Below are 16,695 nucleotides of genomic sequence, written 5' to 3'. Positions count from 1 at the left end.
CATCTCGGCACGGATGATAAGCCTTACCTGGCGGGACATGTTGTGAACGCTCATGTCTTCCCTCCTCAGCGGGCCGTGAGCCGGCCGATCACGATGCCGAGCGCGAGGGCGCCCGCCACGGTGGCGGCAGGATGCTCGGCGATCGTCTCCTCGGCATCCTCGAGCATCTGCTGAACCAGACGGTTCAGTTCGGCCAGCTGGCCGGCAGGGCCACTCTCCGAGTCAGGCGGGGGCTTCTCTTCCGCGGCAATCCGCGAGGACGCCAGGCGCGCCAGCTCGGCACGCAGCTCGTCTATTTCCATCCGCAATGTCTTGCCTGCCATCTTCAGCCTCCTCAGCCTTTCGACAGTTGCGGACGACGAGCCGCCCCACGCCTTGACCTCGCGCAAACCTGCATCGTTTCCAGAAGGTCGATCGGTTAACAGGATGTGAGGCGACTCACCTGCAATTGCAGGCCTGTAATTGTGAAGACTTTAACTTGCATGTGAAAGGGTTGGATACCGCAGGCGGCGGCTCCTGAAGGAGCCGGGGGCATCAGGCCGCTCCGCCCGGCCGGCATCGCCCGGCATCCCTCCCCTCTTCACCCTCAGTGTCTGCCGGCGTGCGCGAGACTTCTCCCGCACGGCGCGATCCTGAACCTCGTTTCCACGAGACGACCATGATGTTTCCCGTCCTCCGGCACCGTGCGCCATGCCTCTCCTCCCGCGAGGCGACTGCGTGACCCCCGATCTCGTCCAGAGCCGCGAGGCGGTGAACCGCGCGGGGCGCGCCACCTGGCTGCTGCTCGCCGCATCGGTGGTGCTGCTCACCGCACTCGGCATCATCTTCACACAGCTGAGCCTGCGGCAGAATGCGCTGCAGCAAGGCGGCGGCGAGCGCGCGCTCTATGCCGTACACCAGCTCGACCGCGATGCCCGTCTCCTCGTCCGCGCGCTCGAAAGCAGCAGCGGAGCGGAAAACCCCGCCGCGCAACACAGCGCATTCGAGCAGCGCATGGCCGCGCTCTCGCAGGAGGCCGGCTTCAGCCTCGGCGCAGACGGGGTCTTCGCGCAGAAGCTTGACGTGATCCGCGCCCTTTCGCATGAGGTGGCGCCCCTGCTCGGCCCGCCGGGGAGAGGAAGCGAAGATGACCGGCAGCAGGTGCCTCTCGCGGCTTTGAAGGCTGCAAACCTCGTCGTCCTGACCGAAGGGCTCATGAGCTACACCCATGAGCGCCTGACTGCTACGCATGCCGCCGCGCGCGACGGCGTGGCGCAACTGCAGAACATTTCCGTGTTCGTGGTCGCCGTGCTCGCCGCGACGATCGGCTTCCTGCTGTTCAACCTGATGCAGCAGGTGCGCACCGTGCGCAAGGCCGCCACGGTTCTCGAGAATACGGCGGAGGCGATGTCGGTGGCCTACGAGGCGGCCGAAGCGGGCAACCGCGCCAAATCGGAATTCATGGCCACCATCGGCCACGAGATCCGAACGCCGCTCAACGCCATTCTCGGAATGGCAGAGCTTCTGACGCATTCACCGCTCGGCGCCGAAGAGCGTCGCCACGTCGACGTCATCACCAGTTCCGGCACGGCTCTGCTCGAGATGCTGAACGAGATCCTCGATTTCGCCAAGATCGAGCATGGGCGCATGACGAGCGAGACGGTGAATTTCGACGCGCGCCTTCTGGCAAGCGATGCGGTGCGGATCGTGGAGGGCCGCGCGCGGGAACGGCAGAACCGCCTCGAACTTCTCGCCGACGACCTGCCGCAGCCCGGCTGGTACCTGAGCGACCCGACCCTGATCCGCCGGGTTTTGCTCAACCTTCTCTCCAATGCGGTGAAGTTCACGGAAAAGGGTTTGGTGCTGGTGCGCGTGCAGGAGGCCCGCGGCGGCGCCATGCTGCGTTTCGAAATCACCGATACCGGCATCGGCATTCCAGAGGACGCGCGGCAGCGGCTGTTCAACGCCTTCAGCCAGGTCGACAGCACGATCAGCCGCCGCTTCGGGGGAACGGGGCTTGGTCTCGTCATCTGCAAACGCATCGTGGAGATGCTGGGGGGCAGCATCGGAGTCGAGAGTTCGCCCGGCCTCGGCAGCAAGTTCTGGTTCGAAGTGCCCGCCACCCGCTCCGACCCGTCGGCGGTGCCCGCCTCCTCCGCCCAGGATGCACCGGCAACGCTGCCGAGGCTCACCATCCTCGTCGTCGAGGATCATCCCATCAACCGCCAGGTGGCGGAGAAATTCCTCCTGATGCTTGGCCAGTCCGTGGTGCTCGCCAGCGACGGCGCGGAAGGCGTGACCGCGGCGCGCTCCGGCCGCTTCGACCTGATCCTCATGGACATGCAGATGCCGGTGATGGACGGGATCGCCGCCACCCGGGCAATCCGCGAGGCGGGCAGCCGGGCGCGTATCGTCGCGATGACGGCAAACGCCTCCGACGACGACCGGCGGCGCTGCATCGCGGCCGGCATGGACGGCTTCGAACCCAAGCCGATCACCCTGAAGCGGCTGGCCGCCCTGATCGGCAGCATGAACGCCGCCTGCCCAGCGCCCGCTGCGTTCCTACCCAGCCACCCGCTCGCCGGCGATGCGGCCGTGCCGGAGGTGTGGGACGAGGAGCGCCTGACCGAACTCGTCTATGCGGTCGGCGAAGACGGGCTCAAGGACCTCCTTCGATTGTTCCGGGCCGACGTGCCGATCCTTCTCGAGCAGCTGAACCAGGCCGTCTGCCGGCGGGACGCCGAAGCGATCGACCAGGCGCTGCACGCCCTCAAGGGCGCGGCCGCCAACCTCGGGCTCTCAGGCGTGGCGAGTCTCGCCCAGGCCCTGCGCCACGCCGAGATCGATTCCTCCGTTCCCGGCCGGCTCGCCGCCGAGATCGCGCGGATCGACGTCATTCCCCAATTCAGGAAAGCAGCATGAAGGACCACAAGATGAACGGCAAACTCAACGTCCTGATCGTCGATGACAACAGGACCAACCTGGCGCTGATGGACATGCTGGTGCGGAAGCTGCCCAACTGCACAACCCAGCTCTACGCGGACCCGCTGGCCTTCGCCCACACGCTCGCCACCGCCGACTTCGACATCGCCATCTTCGACTATGTGATGCCCAATCTCGATGGCATCGAGCTCACCCGCATGGTGCGGTCGCAGCCCCGCCTCGCCGACAGGCCGGTCGTCATGGTCACGGTGGACCATGACTCGGAAATCAAGCGCGCGGCGCTGGAGGCAGGGGTGGTGGAGTTCATCGCCAAGCCCATCGAGCCCGTCGAGTTCAAGACGCGCATCCGCAACCTGGCGCGGCTGAGCGATGCGCAGCAGACGCTGTCCAGCCACCAGGAGGTGGTACGTGCGGAGGTGGCGCGCATCACCGCCGAACTTCGCGCGCGCGAGGAGGAGATCGTCAGCACGCTGGCGCGCGCGGCCGGCTACAAGGACCGTGAGACCGTGCTGCACACCGTTCGCATGGCCCGCTACTGCGCCATTCTCGCACATCAGCTCGGCCTTGCCGAGGAGGCCTGCCAGGAGATCAGGCTCGCCGCGCCCATGCATGACATCGGCAAGGCGGGCGTCCGAGACGAGGTGCTGCAGAAGCGCGGCTTCCTCACCGACGAGGAGCGCGCCCACATGGCCGAGCATACGCGGATCGGCCACCGCATACTCTCGGCCTCGCGCTCGGGCGCGTTGCAGCTCGCCGCCGAGATCGCCCTGACCCACCACGAGCGATGGGACGGATCGGGCTACCCCCAGGGCCTGAAGGGCGAGCAGATTCCGCTCTCCGGCCGCATTGCCGCCGTCGCCGACGTTTTCGACGCGCTCACCAGCGTGCGCCCCTACAAGACCGCCTGGACCCTCAACAACGCCTTCAATTACTTGCATGAACAGGCTGGGCTGCAGTTCGATCCCGCCTGCGTCTCGGCCTTCGAGCGCGGCCGCGATGAGATCGCCGCCATCATGTCGATGATGCCTGACGCCGAGGCGGACGCGGCATGAGGATGCTTCCTGCAAGAAGGGGAAAAGGGCACATGGCGTTATTTCCTTGTAATCGACGTCGGGGAGCCCTATGTTGGGCCCATCGAGTTTCGGCCGGTTGGCTTGGCTCCCGCGCTTGCGAGCAAGCGCTTCAGCCCTCTTCCTTCACTTCCAGAACATCGATTGGCCAAGGCGTGCATGCAGCACGCCCAAAGCCATGCACTCGGCTATACGACAAAGGACATACGATTATGCAGACTGGAACCGTCAAGTGGTTCAACGCCCAGAAGGGCTATGGCTTCATCCAGCCGTCTTCGGGCGGCCCGGACATCTTCGTGCACATCAGTGCCGTGGAGCGCGCCGGGATGGGCAGCCTCAACGAGGGTGACAAGGTCTCCTACGAGGTTGTGAGCGACCGCCGCACAGGCAAGGCCTCGGCCGATCGCCTCGCGGCGGCCTGATCAGGACTCACATGGCCCTTCCAGGCCCGCAAGCCACGGATGTACTGGCGGCGGGCGGACGGGCCGGATGGCGCGCCGGTGTCAAAGCCGGCGCTCCTGTTTTTTTACGGCGGCTTTCAGCCGACCCAGAGGGAGGAATGCCATGGCGCCACGCGGCACGCTTTTCATGTATCGCTCCCTGAAGACCCGGGGGCTGTTCTGTTTTTCGCCGCAGGAAAAGGGCGGCGGCCTGCCCGAGAGCCTCGCGCCGTGGAGGGCGTTCGGGGTCGTGCGCCCAGGCGAAGCGCCGCCGCACGGCCTGTCGCGAACCGAAATCGAGACCGGCATCGGAGAGCATGGCTTCCAGCTCTGGCGTCGCAAGAAGCCGAAGGACCGCTCCACGACATCACACTCCAACAGCTGAGGTTCCCTTGCGGATATTCGTACGTGACAACAACGTCGACCAGGCTCTGCGCTTCCTCAAGAAGAAGATGCAGCGCGAAGGGCTGTTCCGCGAGATCAAGGCCCATGCGGCCTATGAGAAGCCGTCCGAGCGACGCGTCCGCGAGAAGGCCGAAGCAATCCGCCGCGCCAAGAAGCTGGCGCGCAAGAAAGCCCAGCGCGAGGGCCTGCTTCCGATGCCCAAGCCCAAGCCCCGGCCAGCCGCCAGGCCCAATCCCTTCGCCCTGCCCAGGACCTCCTGAGGGTCGTCAGGGAACGGCTGCAGCCTGCGCGGCGCCATCAGGCCACGCGAGGCGGAAGCACATGCCGCCCGAGGGCACAGGCTCGAGGCTCCAGCTGCCATCGATCTGACGCACCAGCGCATTCATGATGCGGTTGCCGAGGCCCCCCTTCGCCTCGCCCTCGCCGCCGGCGCCGCTGTCCAGCACCTCGAGGACATTGAAACCATTCTCGTTGCGCAGCTTGACGGCGATCTCCCCGCCTGACGCGCCGAGACCGTGCTTCATCGCGTTGGTGAGCGCCTCGGCAGCGAGCAGCGCCACCGGCACAGCGCGGTCAAGGCCCACTGCGACGGGCGCCAGATCCTTTGACAGCTTCGTACTGCTCCCCGACAGCATGGAGAGCTCCATTTGCGCCAGCAATTCACTCAGGAACCGGTCGAGCTGCACCACGGAAGGGGTGGCCGTGGTGTAGATCTGCTCATGGACCATGGCGATGGCGCGCACCCGTGCGGCCGTCTGCTCCATGAACGGTCTCAGTTCTTCCGGCACCCTGTCCGTCTGCAACCGGATCAGGCTCGAGACGATCTGGAGATTGTTCTTCACGCGGTGGTGCACTTCCTGGAACAGCATGCGGTTGTCGGCAAGCGCCTGTTCCACCTCATGGCTCTTTCTCTGCACCAAGCGCGAGAGATGCAACAGCGCCCCGGTGAGGAAGGACAGCACGAGGATGACGGCCGCAGCACCCCATGCCGCCGGCTGGAGGACGCTCAGGAGCGGCACCGAGGCGACGGCATGTAGACGATAGTCCGGGAGGTTCCTGACGGTGGCGACGGATGCGGTGCCCTGCACGTGCCCGATTACCGTCACCTCATCCTCCGGCGGTTCGGCGGGAAGGCCGAGCGACTGGCCGAGGAGCTCGTCGCGGATCGGCTGTGCCGCTACGAGCGGGCCTTCGTGCTGCACGAGGGCAACGGATATCCGCTCGAGGCCCGGCAATGCGCCGATGACCGAATCCGATGGAATACCGAGGTTGATGATTCCTCCGAGCCCCCCGTCCGGCGCGCGGTAGGCGCGGGTATAGGTGTAGATGATGCGGTCGATCACCCGGCTATGGATGGCGGGGCCGATGAAGGCTTCCGCCCCCTCCTCCGCATGGGCCTTGTACCATCGCCGGTCGCTGAGATTCAGGCCGCCCGGTGGCAGGGGATAGGTCGAGGCGGCAACCGCGCCGTCCGGCATGACGAAGATCAGCGCGCTGCCGGCGGGCAGCCGCGCGTTGAGACGCTGCAGTTCGGCAGCGACGGCGGCATCTTCGGCAAGGCCATCGAGGCTGCCGCGCCCGTCGAGGAACTGGGCCAACTCGCTGGCGACGAAATCGCCCATCTCTATCGAGCGGCGGGCATATTGCTCGAGCGCCGAAGCAGTTGCCTTCGTTTCTGCCTCGGAGCGGGCAATCAGCAGCCACACGGCGAGTGTCGCCGCCACGGCGGCCACCAGCCAGAGCACCGCCAGGAACGCCACCGTTCCCCGCCGGATCAGCGGCACGACCTCTTCCGGACCAGGCCGGCCGGTGCCCGGCGAGTGCTCTCGCGAAAGTCTCATGTCCACCGGCATAGACGATTTGGAACGCCGGATGAGAGGGATAAACCGCCGCAGCGGCGCGGAGGGCCCCGGGGCGGCGATCTCTCCTGCGATTAGTTTTCGTCATGCTCCGCGCGAGAAATTCGCGTTATCGGCCGCGCGCGGGCTGTGTCACCCTTTCAGGCGTACCGGCAAGGCGTCCTGTCACCGGCCAGAAGAAGCCCGGAGGGGCCCCGCGCTTGCAGATACGGGAGTTGATCCACGAAACGGCGGGCGTCGGGAGCCCGCATGACCCGGGAGGTTCACGTGAACAGCATTTTTGGATTGCTCGGCGGTGCCGCACTTGCCGCGCTCGTCGTCGGCGGCAGTGCCTGGGCCGGAGACAGCCTCACCATCACCGGCGGCGGCGGGGCGCTGCAGGAAAGTCAGCGCAAGGCCTTCTTCGAGCCCTATGCCAAGGAGACGGGCGCCAAGATCACGGAAGACGAGTACAGCTACGAGATCGCCAAGATCCGCGTGATGGTCGAGTCCGGCAGCGTCACCTGGGACGTCGTGGACGTCGACGGGCCGACGGCCGTGCTGGGCTGTGCCGAGGGCGTGCTCGAGACGCTGGACTGGGGCAAGCTCGGCCTCGACCGCTCCAAGTTCGTGAACGACGTCAGCGACTGCACGGTGCCCAACATCGTCTATGGCACGGTCTTCGCCTATGACGAGTCGAAGGTCAATCCGGGTCCCACGACCTTGGCAGACTTCTTCGACCTGAAGACGTTCCCCGGCAAGCGCGGGCTGTGGAAGTCTCCGGTGGGGGCGCTGGAATGGGCGCTGATCGCCGACGGCGTGAGCCGCGAGGAGGTCTACAAGGTGCTGGCGACACCGGAAGGCCAGGACCGCGCCTTTGGCAAGCTCGACACCATCAAGGCCGAACTCGTTTACTGGGAGGCGGGCGCGCAGGCGCCGCAGCTTCTCGCCGACGGCCAGGTATCGATGACCATGGCTTGGAACGGCCGCATTCAGGCGGCGATCGACAACGACAAGAAGCCCTTCCGCATCGTGTGGGACCACCAGATCCTCGACGGAGACGGCTGGGCCATTCCAAAGGGCGCCAAGAACGTCGATGCCGCCTACAGGTTCATCGCCCATGCCTCGCAGCCCAAGGCGATGGCGGAGCAGACCAACTACATCGCCTATGGCCCCGCCAACACCGACGCGGCACCGATGCTGCCGGAGAACCGCAAGGACGTGCTCCCCACCTCCTCCGCCAATCTTGGCACCGCCTTCACCATGGACCAGAAGTTCTGGTCCGACTACGGCGACCAGCTGCGCGAACGTTTCGCCACCTGGGTGGCGCAGTAGATCATCTTCGCCATCGGCAAAGACAGGGGCCGGGCAGCAGAACTGCCCGGCCCTTCGTGGTTCCTCGGCGCTGCTCAGAGATTGCCGGCCGAGATCTCGCGGGCGATGTGATCGGCCTGGCGGATGGCCAGGGCGACGATCGTCAGCGTCGGATTCTCGGCGGCGCCGGTGGTGAACTGGCTGCCGTCCGAGATGAACAGGTTGGCGATGTCGTGGGTCTGGCCCCACTTGTTGACGACGCCATCCTCCGGCTTCTCGGACATGCGGTTGGTGCCGAGATTGTGGGTCGAGGGATAGGGCGGCGTCGGGAAGGTGCGGGTGGCCCCCACCGCCTTGTAGATCGACTCGCCGGCCTTGTAGGCATGGTTTCTCATGGCGACGTCGTTGGCGTGATCCGAGAAGTTCACGTTGGCGACGGGAAGGCCGAACTGGTCCTTCACCTCCGACAGCGTCACGCGGTTCGAGGCCTGTGGCATGTCCTCGCCCACGATCCAGAGGCCCGCCATGTTCTCGTACTCGTCGAGGGCCGAGGTGAAGGAACGTCCCCAGGCGCCGGGGTTGAGGAAGGCCGCCATGAAGGGGAGGCCCAGAGCCAGCGTCTCGAGCTCATAGCCGCCGACGAAGCCGCGCGTTGGGTCGTGGCGCGCCTCGTCCTGGACGATGCCGGCCATGGTGGTGCCACGCCACATCTTCACGGGCTTCTCGAACACCGCATAGACGGAGCCCGTCATGTGCCGCATGTAGTTGCGGCCCACCTGGTCGGAGGAGTTGGCAAGCCCCTTCGGGAACTTGGCCGAGGCCGAGTTGAGGAGGAGCCTCGGGCTCTCGAAGGAATTGCCGGCGACGCAGACGATGCGCGCCTTCTGCATTTGCAGCTTGCCGTCCTTGTCGAAATACTCCACGCCGGTCACCTGGCCGGCATCGTCATGGAGGATGCGCGCGACGTGGCAGCGGTCGCGCACCTCGAGATTGCCGGTGGCCTCGCCGCGCGGGATGTCGGTGTAGGCGGCGGACCACTTCGCACCCCACTTGCAGCCCTGGAAGCAGAAGCCCGTCTGCTGGCAGGCCATGCGCTCGTCATAGTCGGCCGAGTTGATGGCCATGCGGCCGGTGTGGACTTCCTTGTAGCCGAGCGCCTTGGCGCCCTTCTCGAACACGAGATAGTTGTTGTTGCCGGGAAGGCCGGCCCGTCCGCCGGTGCGGGTCACGCCGAGCTTGGCTTCGGCCTTGTCGTACCAGGGCGCCATCTCGGCCCCGTCGATCGGCCAGTCGAGAAGCGATGCGCCCTCCACCTTGCCGTAGGTCGACAGCGCCTTCCATTCATGGTCCTGGAAGCGGATCGAGGCGCCGGCCCAGTGGATCGTCGTGCCGCCGACGGCCTTCACGATCCAGGCCGGGAGGCCCGAGAAGTCCTTCGCAACGCGCCAGTCGCCCGATGTGGTGCGGGGGTCGGTCCAGGCGAGCTGGCCGAAGCTTTCCCACTCGTCGTTGATGTAGTCCTCCGGCAGGTAGCGGCCGCCCGCCTCCAGAGCCACAACCTTGACGCCCTTCTGCGCCAGCTCGTTGGAGAGAACGCCGCCGCCGGCGCCCGTGCCGATGACGACAACCACGCTGTCGTCGGACAGTTCGAATTTCGCAACCATGTCTATTCTCCCTGCCTCAGAGCCAGTTGATGTCGTTGAAGCCGCGGCTGATGTAGCCGCCCTTCGAGTAGGACTCGCCCTCGTAGCCGAAGATCGGCCAGACATCCTTCTGATTGTAGAGGCCGGTCACCAGCCCGCCGCGCACCGTCTGGAAGAAGGGCGTGTTCTCGATCGACTGGAGGATCTTCACGCGCTCCTCCTCCCAGCCCGCCGAGAGATAGTCGGCGAAGCCCGCCGCCTTGGCGGCGGCATCGAGAGCCGCGACACCCTCGGCCACGAAGACCTTCTTCTCCTCCGTGTCGTAGCCCTTGATGGCGACGGCATAATACTGGTCGGCGACGCGGTCGTGCGGGTAGATGTCGCGCGCCATCTGGAGCAGTGTCGCCATCTCGTGCTCCTTCACCGCCGTTACCTCGAGCGCCCATGCGGCGTCGGGTGCGGCGATGAAGCCCGCGCCCGCCACGGCGAGCGCGCCGGCCGCCACGGAGCGAGACAGTAGCTCGCGCCGCGTCAGCCCCTTCTTCTCAAGTTTTCCCATTCCTGTTCTCCCTTGTTTTCTGGTGGTCGTCGTCGCCCCGCCCTCAGAGGAAGCGGCCGCCGCGTTGCAGGACTTCGATCTGGTAGCCGTCCGGGTCGGCGATAAAGAAGAAGCGGGCCACGAGCTTGTCGCCATTCTTGAAGTCCACGAGTTTGCGGGGGGCGAAGCCCATCTCCGTCAGCCTGGCGTGGGTGCCGTCGAGGTCGTCGACGGAGACGGCGAGATGACCATAGCCGTCGCCCAGGTTGTAGGGCTCGGTGCGACCCTTGTTGACGGTCAGCTCGAGTTCGAAGCTGCTTTCGCCGTTGGAGAGATAGATGAGCGTGAAGCTCTCGAAATCGAGGCGGTCGGCCACCTTGAGGCCGAAGGCACGCGAATAGAAATCAACCGAGCGTGCTTCGTCGAGCACGCGGATCATCGAATGAATCGTTTTTGCCAATCTCTTCTCCCTGGCGTCTGCAAAGGGTTGGGAGGAGGATAGTGGCCGCGGGCTGAGGAGCTCTGGTAGTAGCGCTTTACTACCGCTCCGCTCGCGGGCGTCCCTATTCTGCTGCGATCCTGTCCAGCCGCCGATCACGGCCCGATTCGATGAACACCAGGCAGGCGCAGCGGAGGAGTGAGGTGAAATTCTCCGGCTCGCCCTGGATTTCGAGCACCTCGGCGTGAAGCTTGGAAATGAAGGCGGGGGTCGACACGCCTTCCGTGGCGGCGATCTCGTCGATGATGGACCAGAACGCGTTTTCCAGACGTATGCTCGTGCTCTGGCCGTTCAGCCGCATGCGGCGGGTTTCCCGCGCATAGCGGCTGGGGGCCTGGCCCGCAAAGACGTGACACATGACATCCTCCCTCGTCTTGAGAGCGGCTGGCTCTTTTTTGATGCGCTCCTCCGAGGGGGCAGTCTTTGACCGCTCGGGAATCTTCTACACCCAAAGGCGGACGGAATCCACGCTACTCGTCGACCTTGCTAGCCTCTCTCTCGAGGGCGGCCAGATCGCGAATCCTGATGCAGCCATAGTCGAGTTCGACAATTCCCTCGCGGATCAACGCGGAGAAGGAGCGCGGAAAGGCGGCGCGGCTCATGCCTACCATGCGCCCGAGCTCTTCCTGGGTAACGCGCACGTCACCGCCGGCCGATGCCAGGCGGAGCAAAGCCCGGGCGAAGCGGGCGCGGGGCGGCAGCGAGATCACCTCGGCCAGGGCGCGGAGGCACATGGTCACGTTCTGGTGGCTCAGCCGGTAGAAGCAGACCCAGTCTTCGGGATGTTCCTCGAGATTGCGCTGCACCGCTGCGGCCGGAAGCTTGAACAACTGACTATCCGCAGCCGCCGAAATCGTGACACTGCGGAGAGAGTTGGCGAGCAGCGCCGAGTCGCCGATCCAGAAACCGGGAGACGCTCGGTGGACCACCACCTCGCGGTCGGCGTCGACGGGGATCGCGATGTCCAGCAGGCCCTCGCCCAGCCCGAAGATTGCATCGGCGTCATCGCCCACGGTGTAAACCACCTGCCCCCGGCGGACGCTCGTCCAGCGCCCGAGTTTCGCCAGGCGGTTCTGGAACGGCGTGGGCTGATCGGCGAGCCAGCCGAGGCTGCTCAGGTTGCGCAGGATTGCCGCGCCCGCGTTCGTCGCCACTTCCATCGGGTGCCCTGCTCTTTGCCCGGATCCCACTCAGGGTAGTGCCTTCATCCGCTCCCGTCGAGGGCAAAGGCTCCGCCTCCCGCGGGGCTTTGCTTCAATCGTCGCAATCCTCGAACGCGAATGGCTTAGAATCCGGCCGCCACAGACGGCCGATTCACGAGGTGAAAGCCCATGCAATTCTCCGGAACCCGCGTCACCATGATCGGCCTTGGGCTGTTCGCCCTTCTGGCAACCGCCCTGCCGAACGCGGTGCCCCAGGCGGAAGCTCACTCCAGCCGCAACTGGTCGCAGGCCGAGCGCAGTCGCTACTGTTCCGCCCAGGCCCGCCGCCACGCCGACCGCAAGACGCGCCGCACCACGGCCGCCGGCGCGCTGACGGGCGCCGCCGTCGGAAGCATGGTGGGCAGCAACCGCAACGCCGGTCGCAACGCCGGGCGCGGCGCGCTGATCGGCGGCGCGGGCGGCCTGGTGCATTCCAACGCTCGCTGGAACAGCTACTACAACAGCTATTACCGCAACTGCATCCGCTGGTGAGAAGCCCCGCTCGACACCAATTCCGCAGCGTTCAACCCCGGAAAGCCGGACTAACCGCCGGATTGGCTCGCATCGTAGAGAAGGAAGGCGGCATCCTCGCGGGACCCTGCTCGTTCCAGACTATCGACCAATGTCCCGAAGTCGTCTAGCAGCACTTGGATTTCAGAGTCTCTCCGCTGCGGCACTGGGCGGTTCTGGCTGGCGCTGTCGTCCGGTGGCGAGGCTTGCAGATCGCGGCTCGTGCGGCGAGGCGGAGGACCACCCGGTCAGGGTCAATCGAAAGGCTGCCCACATCGAAGACCTGCATCGCTGCTCCGGGTGGGCCCACCTCCAGCGTGAGCCGCCCAGTTGGGTCGAGGGCAACCTTCTCGGCGACCTTTTCCATAATGCCACAGAATTTGCGAACGCTCATGAAATCCTGCGCGTCCTCCGGGCCGAGGTCCTCGACCTGCAGAATGGTTTCGCTCCATGAATCCGGGTTGCCGCCGCAGTCCAGCGTGACGAAGGTACCCGCCTTGACCTCGGTGACGTGATAGCCCGGCCGGATCGTATGACCGCCGTACTCGATCACCAGCGCCCTCTCACCCGTGCCGCGAAGCGCGCCGAGGAGGGTCGCGACCGATGCGTCGCCGTGGAAATCCAATGTGATGGGGCTGGTGTTGACGGTCATCTTGATGTATCTCCAGATTAACTGTTCAAGAGATATTGAGATGAAGATCGACGAAAAGCAAGCCCTCGATGCATTTGCGGCCCTTTCGCAGGAAACCCGGCTCAGGATCGTTCGGTTGCTGGTGTCGGCGGGACCTCAGGGTCTCCCTGCAGGAGCCATCGGCGAGGCCATGGACGGGTCGTCCTCCTCACGCATGTCTTTTCACCTGAACCACCTTGAGCAGGCGGGCCTCGTGACTTCCCGTCGCGAGGGCCGTTCGATCATCTACAGCGCAGCCTATGCTTCTCTTTCGGGCGTCATAGAGTTCCTGATGCGCGACTGCTGCCAGGGTCACCCGGAAGTGTGCGCACCGGCCGTTGCAGCGTACGATCGCTGCTGCGCCTCCCCGAAGTCGGCCTCCGATGGCTGAAGCTCCGGTGATCACGATCTACCATAATCCGGCCTGCGGCACGTCGCGCAACACACTGGCGCTGATTCGGAAGGCCGGTGGCGAACCGGAGATCGTCGAATACCTCAACGCGCCTCCATCGCGTGAGGAGGTAACGATGCTCGCACAGCGCATCGGCCTGCCTCTCCGTGAGATCATGCGAAAGAAGGGAACGCCCTACGCAGAACTCGCACTCGACGATCCGGCAATCGGTACGAATGCACTGCTGGATGCCATTGCGGCGCACCCCGTTCTCCTGAACCGCCCCATCGTCCTCGGTGGCGGAATGGCGAAGCTCTGCCGCCCGTCCGACGTCGTGCTCGACCTCCTCCCCCGTCAGCCTGCCGCTCGCATCCTGAAGGAGGACGGCGTGCCGTTCCTGAAGGACACCGCTATCTCCCCCGCGGACGCGGGCCTTCGCGCGACACTCGCCGGGTCAGGGCTTCCGATTGCCGACCTGGCGGAGCCGAACCGCATCTTCTACGCCTACGATATGCTGGACGGCGAACGGGTGGGCTACGGAGGCTTCGAACAACATGGCGAGGACGTTCTGATCCGGTCCGTGGCCGTCGCGCCAGGCATGCGAAACATGGCGATCGGCTCCAACATCGTCCCGCTGCTGTTGTTCCGGGCCTTCGAGGCAGGGGCCCGCCGCGCCTATCTTCTCACCACCTCCGCCGCACCCTTCTTCGCCAGGCTCGGCTTCAGGCAGATCGAACGGACTGGCGCACCGGCAACGATCCTTTCCACACGACAGGCGGCGGCCCTGTGCCCGGGCAGCGCAACCCTCATGACCCGCAAGCTCGGATTCTGACATGTCCACCTTCGAACGTTATCTCACTCTCTGGGTTTTCCTCTGCATCCTGGCGGGGATCGCCCTGGGCCACTTTCTCCCCGGCCTGTTCTCCGCCATCAGCGCCATGGAAGTGTCCCGGGTGAACCTCCCCGTAGCCGTGCTGATCTGGCTGATGATCATCCCCATGCTGGTGAAGATCGACTTCGGCGCCCTCCGACAGGTGGCGAAGCACTGGCGCGGCATCGGCATCACGCTGGCGGTGAACTGGGCGATCAAGCCCTTCACCATGGCCTTGCTGGGATGGTTCTTCATCGGCTGGCTTTTCCGGCCGCTGCTCCCCGAAGCCGAGATCGAGAGCTACATCGCCGGCCTCATACTGCTGGGCGCAGCCCCATGCACCGCCATGGTCTTCGTGTGGAGCAACCTCACGCGCGGCGAACCGCATTTCACCCTGAGCCAGGTCGCGCTCAACGACGCCGTGATGGTTGTCGCCTTCGCGCCGATCGTGGCACTGCTCCTCGGTCTCTCGGCGATCGTGGTGCCATGGGAGACGCTGCTGCTCTCGGTCGTGCTCTACATCGTCGTTCCGGTCGTGATCTCTCAGGTCATCCGCCGCACGCTTGTTGCTTCCGGCCGGCTCGACGAATTCCTGAAAGGCATTGCACCGATCTCGCTCGCGGCGCTGCTGGCAACGCTCATCCTGCTTTTCGCCTTTCAGGGCGAGCAGATCATGGAGCAGCCGCTCGTCATCGGCCTGCTCGCCGTGCCAATCGCCATTCAGACCTATGGCATCTTCGGCATCGGTTACGTCTGGAACCGCTTCGCGGGCGAGGCGCACTGCATCGGGGCTCCTTCGGCCCTGATCGGCGCCAGCAACTTCTTCGAGCTTGCCGTCGCTGCAGCCATCAGCCTGTTCGGCCTCAATTCCGGTGCGGCCCTCGCCACCGTCGTCGGCGTGCTGATCGAGGTGCCAGTCATGCTGTCGCTGGTGAGGATCGTGAACGGTTCAAAAGAGTGGTATGAACGAGGACAGAAGAGCCATGCTTGAATATCGCGTCTCGGCCCGCAGGATCGATGCCCACGGCAGCGAAGCGGCCACGAAACAAGCCAGGCTCGTTCTGGATACCGACGTTCAGGGACGACCCGACGCCTTCAATCCGGCGGAACTGTTCCTCGCCGCCATCGCCGCCTGCATGATCAAGGGCATCGAACGTGTCGCCCCGATGATCCACTTCCGTTTCGAAGGCGTGGAAGTGAAGCTGCACGGCATCCGCCAGGATGCCCCGCCGATGATGGTCGAGGTGAATTACGAAATCCTCGTGAAAACGGACGAGGACGAACGCCGCCTCGACCTGCTCCACACGAATGTTCGGAAATACGGCACGATCTCGAACACCGTGGCAAGGGCCACCAGTCTCAAGGGCACGATCCGCCGCGCCGAGTGAGTGCACGCCGGGCGCCCGCAGCCGCACATCGGCTCGAGTGGTGTCAGTCATGTCACTGACGGTGCTTGCCGGCGAAGAGGAGAAGCGAGAGCTTGGGGGGTTGGCGCGCCCTGCGAGATGAAACTGACAACTGGTACCTCCTCCGCAGTCTTTGATTTTACAAGGCGGGTTGGTGCCGTACGCCGTTGCTTATGCTACGGCGGAACTCGAGGTCAGCCTTTCCCGATCGACGATTCCGATTTGGCGGTCACGCGACCTGAACAGATTCGCGGCGTTCGAGGCTGGCGAGAATCTGCCACGTTGCGTGGCTCACCCCGCCGACCTACGCAGGTCGAGCGGATCGAGCGCCATGCGTTTGAACCTGCGCAGGGCGCTCGGATCGCCATCCACCTTCAGGCGAACCAACATGCCTTCAAAGCTATCGATCAGAAAAGCCGCAGCCTCCCTCGTGTCGAGGCCGATGTCGACTTCGCCAGCGGATTTCGCCTCTTCGAGTAATTGGGCGAGTTCCGCTTCCCATGTTGAGAACACCTGCGCAAGCCTTGCCTTGAACTCAGGGCTGCGCGCGGCGGCGGTCTGGCTCAGGACCCCAAACAGGCATCCTCCAAGGGGTGCCTCCGCAAGATGGCCGCGCCCGATCACGTCAAAATAGTCGTGCAGCCGCTTCATGGGACTGCGAGACGTGTCTTTGAGAATTGCCCCTTGCTGCTCGTCTGCACGACGCTCGTAGGCGTCCAGGACCGCACGTGCAAAGTCCTCTTTGCTCTTGAAGAAGTAGTAGAAGGAGCCCTTCGGCACCCCGGCCGCATGCAGAATGGCGTTTAGGCCGACGCCCTCGAACCCGTGCAGGACCAATGATTTGAGGCCGATTGCGATGAGCCTGTCGCGGGTAGGGTTATCCTTCGCAATCATTACTAGTAGACCAGTTTACTAGTCGTTACGCTTAGCATCGCAGTCTCACCAGCACAAGAGGCCACCATGACCGCCACTCCCA

The 16,695-nt window shown here is 65.0% G+C and carries 20 protein-coding genes; 11 read left to right on the top strand and 9 right to left on the bottom strand.

What is annotated here, in order from left to right; translation table 11 throughout:
• Positions 1 to 65 precede the first annotated feature (65 nt).
• On the bottom strand, positions 66 to 323 hold the full coding sequence (locus ACK4HL_RS14225) for a hypothetical protein (protein ID WP_409761434.1): 258 nt from the start codon (positions 321 to 323) through the stop codon (positions 66 to 68).
• Between the two features lie 394 nt (positions 324 to 717).
• Here ACK4HL_RS14225 and ACK4HL_RS14220 point away from each other — a divergent pair, with 394 nt between their 5' ends.
• The 5 genes from ACK4HL_RS14220 (at position 718) to rpsU (ending at position 5,097) form a co-directional block, all read left to right on the top strand.
• Positions 718 to 2,901 (top strand): ATP-binding protein, encoded by a 2,184-nt coding sequence (locus ACK4HL_RS14220; protein ID WP_409761432.1) that lies wholly within the window; start codon positions 718 to 720, stop codon positions 2,899 to 2,901.
• The gene (locus ACK4HL_RS14215) at positions 2,898 to 3,974 is read left to right on the top strand and encodes an HD domain-containing phosphohydrolase (RefSeq protein ID WP_409761430.1); all 1,077 of its coding nucleotides are present in this window, start codon (positions 2,898 to 2,900) and stop codon (positions 3,972 to 3,974) included. Before ACK4HL_RS14220 ends, ACK4HL_RS14215 begins: the two co-directional genes overlap by 4 nt.
• A gap of 230 nt (positions 3,975 to 4,204) precedes the next feature.
• Positions 4,205 to 4,414 carry a cold-shock protein gene (locus tag ACK4HL_RS14210; RefSeq protein WP_409761428.1) on the top strand — a complete coding sequence of 70 codons (210 nt, stop codon included), beginning with the start codon at positions 4,205 to 4,207 and terminating at the stop codon, positions 4,412 to 4,414.
• 142 nt (positions 4,415 to 4,556) lie between these two features.
• Positions 4,557 to 4,817 carry a hypothetical protein gene (locus ACK4HL_RS14205; protein ID WP_409761426.1) on the top strand — a complete coding sequence of 87 codons (261 nt, stop codon included), beginning with the start codon at positions 4,557 to 4,559 and terminating at the stop codon, positions 4,815 to 4,817.
• Between the two features lie 7 nt (positions 4,818 to 4,824).
• Complete coding sequence (gene rpsU / locus ACK4HL_RS14200) at positions 4,825 to 5,097, top strand: 30S ribosomal protein S21 (protein WP_409761424.1); 273 nt, start codon at positions 4,825 to 4,827, stop codon at positions 5,095 to 5,097.
• A gap of 6 nt (positions 5,098 to 5,103) precedes the next feature.
• Here rpsU and ACK4HL_RS14195 read toward each other — a convergent pair whose 3' ends face one another.
• On the bottom strand, positions 5,104 to 6,678 hold the full coding sequence (locus ACK4HL_RS14195; RefSeq protein WP_409761422.1) for a sensor histidine kinase: 1,575 nt from the start codon (positions 6,676 to 6,678) through the stop codon (positions 5,104 to 5,106).
• A 285-nt stretch (positions 6,679 to 6,963) separates the two neighbouring features.
• Here ACK4HL_RS14195 and ACK4HL_RS14190 point away from each other — a divergent pair, with 285 nt between their 5' ends.
• Positions 6,964 to 8,010: an ABC transporter substrate-binding protein gene (locus ACK4HL_RS14190; RefSeq protein ID WP_409761420.1), complete on the top strand. Its 1,047-nt coding sequence runs from the start codon at positions 6,964 to 6,966 to the stop codon at positions 8,008 to 8,010.
• A 74-nt stretch (positions 8,011 to 8,084) separates the two neighbouring features.
• On the opposite strand, the gene ACK4HL_RS14185 is transcribed toward ACK4HL_RS14190, so the two are convergent.
• The 5 genes from ACK4HL_RS14185 to ACK4HL_RS14165 all read right to left on the bottom strand — a co-directional run bounded on the left by ACK4HL_RS14185 (position 8,085) and on the right by ACK4HL_RS14165 (position 11,829).
• Complete coding sequence (locus tag ACK4HL_RS14185) at positions 8,085 to 9,653, bottom strand: GMC family oxidoreductase (RefSeq protein ID WP_409761418.1); 1,569 nt, start codon at positions 9,651 to 9,653, stop codon at positions 8,085 to 8,087.
• 16 nt (positions 9,654 to 9,669) lie between these two features.
• A complete protein-coding gene (locus ACK4HL_RS14180; protein WP_409761416.1) occupies positions 9,670 to 10,191 on the bottom strand; it encodes a Twin-arginine translocation pathway signal in 522 nt (173 codons plus the stop codon).
• A gap of 43 nt (positions 10,192 to 10,234) precedes the next feature.
• Complete coding sequence (locus tag ACK4HL_RS14175) at positions 10,235 to 10,630, bottom strand: VOC family protein (RefSeq protein WP_409761414.1); 396 nt, start codon at positions 10,628 to 10,630, stop codon at positions 10,235 to 10,237.
• Between the two features lie 103 nt (positions 10,631 to 10,733).
• Positions 10,734 to 11,027 (bottom strand): ribbon-helix-helix domain-containing protein, encoded by a 294-nt coding sequence (locus ACK4HL_RS14170; RefSeq protein WP_409761412.1) that lies wholly within the window; start codon positions 11,025 to 11,027, stop codon positions 10,734 to 10,736.
• Positions 11,028 to 11,139: 112 nt separating this feature from the next.
• A complete protein-coding gene (locus ACK4HL_RS14165) occupies positions 11,140 to 11,829 on the bottom strand; it encodes a Crp/Fnr family transcriptional regulator (protein WP_409761410.1) in 690 nt (229 codons plus the stop codon).
• Positions 11,830 to 12,000: 171 nt separating this feature from the next.
• Here ACK4HL_RS14165 and ACK4HL_RS14160 point away from each other — a divergent pair, with 171 nt between their 5' ends.
• Positions 12,001 to 12,363, top strand: coding sequence for a YMGG-like glycine zipper-containing protein (locus tag ACK4HL_RS14160; RefSeq protein ID WP_409761408.1), 363 nt, complete (start codon positions 12,001 to 12,003; stop codon positions 12,361 to 12,363).
• 145 nt (positions 12,364 to 12,508) lie between these two features.
• Here ACK4HL_RS14160 and ACK4HL_RS14155 read toward each other — a convergent pair whose 3' ends face one another.
• Positions 12,509 to 13,033 carry a DUF6428 family protein gene (locus ACK4HL_RS14155; RefSeq protein ID WP_409761406.1) on the bottom strand — a complete coding sequence of 175 codons (525 nt, stop codon included), beginning with the start codon at positions 13,031 to 13,033 and terminating at the stop codon, positions 12,509 to 12,511.
• A gap of 46 nt (positions 13,034 to 13,079) precedes the next feature.
• Between ACK4HL_RS14155 and ACK4HL_RS14150 the strand changes: the two genes are divergently transcribed.
• From ACK4HL_RS14150 to ACK4HL_RS14135, 4 genes are read left to right on the top strand one after another with little or no spacing between them, the layout of a single operon-like run.
• Positions 13,080 to 13,442 (top strand): ArsR/SmtB family transcription factor, encoded by a 363-nt coding sequence (locus ACK4HL_RS14150; RefSeq protein WP_409761442.1) that lies wholly within the window; start codon positions 13,080 to 13,082, stop codon positions 13,440 to 13,442.
• Positions 13,435 to 14,274, top strand: coding sequence for an arsenic resistance N-acetyltransferase ArsN2 (gene arsN2 / locus ACK4HL_RS14145; protein ID WP_409761404.1), 840 nt, complete (start codon positions 13,435 to 13,437; stop codon positions 14,272 to 14,274). Before ACK4HL_RS14150 ends, arsN2 begins: the two co-directional genes overlap by 8 nt.
• Before the next feature lies 1 nt (position 14,275).
• The gene (arsB, locus tag ACK4HL_RS14140) at positions 14,276 to 15,304 is read left to right on the top strand and encodes an ACR3 family arsenite efflux transporter (RefSeq protein ID WP_409761402.1); all 1,029 of its coding nucleotides are present in this window, start codon (positions 14,276 to 14,278) and stop codon (positions 15,302 to 15,304) included.
• On the top strand, positions 15,297 to 15,701 hold the full coding sequence (locus ACK4HL_RS14135) for an OsmC family protein (protein ID WP_409761400.1): 405 nt from the start codon (positions 15,297 to 15,299) through the stop codon (positions 15,699 to 15,701). The genes arsB and ACK4HL_RS14135 overlap by 8 nt, the downstream gene beginning before the upstream one ends.
• A 309-nt stretch (positions 15,702 to 16,010) precedes the next feature.
• Here ACK4HL_RS14135 and ACK4HL_RS14130 read toward each other — a convergent pair whose 3' ends face one another.
• Positions 16,011 to 16,613: a TetR family transcriptional regulator C-terminal domain-containing protein gene (locus ACK4HL_RS14130; protein WP_409761398.1), complete on the bottom strand. Its 603-nt coding sequence runs from the start codon at positions 16,611 to 16,613 to the stop codon at positions 16,011 to 16,013.
• Positions 16,614 to 16,695 lie beyond the last annotated feature (82 nt).

The sequence above is a fragment of the Aestuariivirga sp. genome (genome assembly GCF_046294715.1).
Taxonomy (GTDB): Bacteria; Pseudomonadota; Alphaproteobacteria; order Rhizobiales; family Aestuariivirgaceae; genus Aestuariivirga.
Note: the sequence above shows the minus strand (reverse complement) of the source record. Positions and strands in the feature narration are given on the sequence as shown.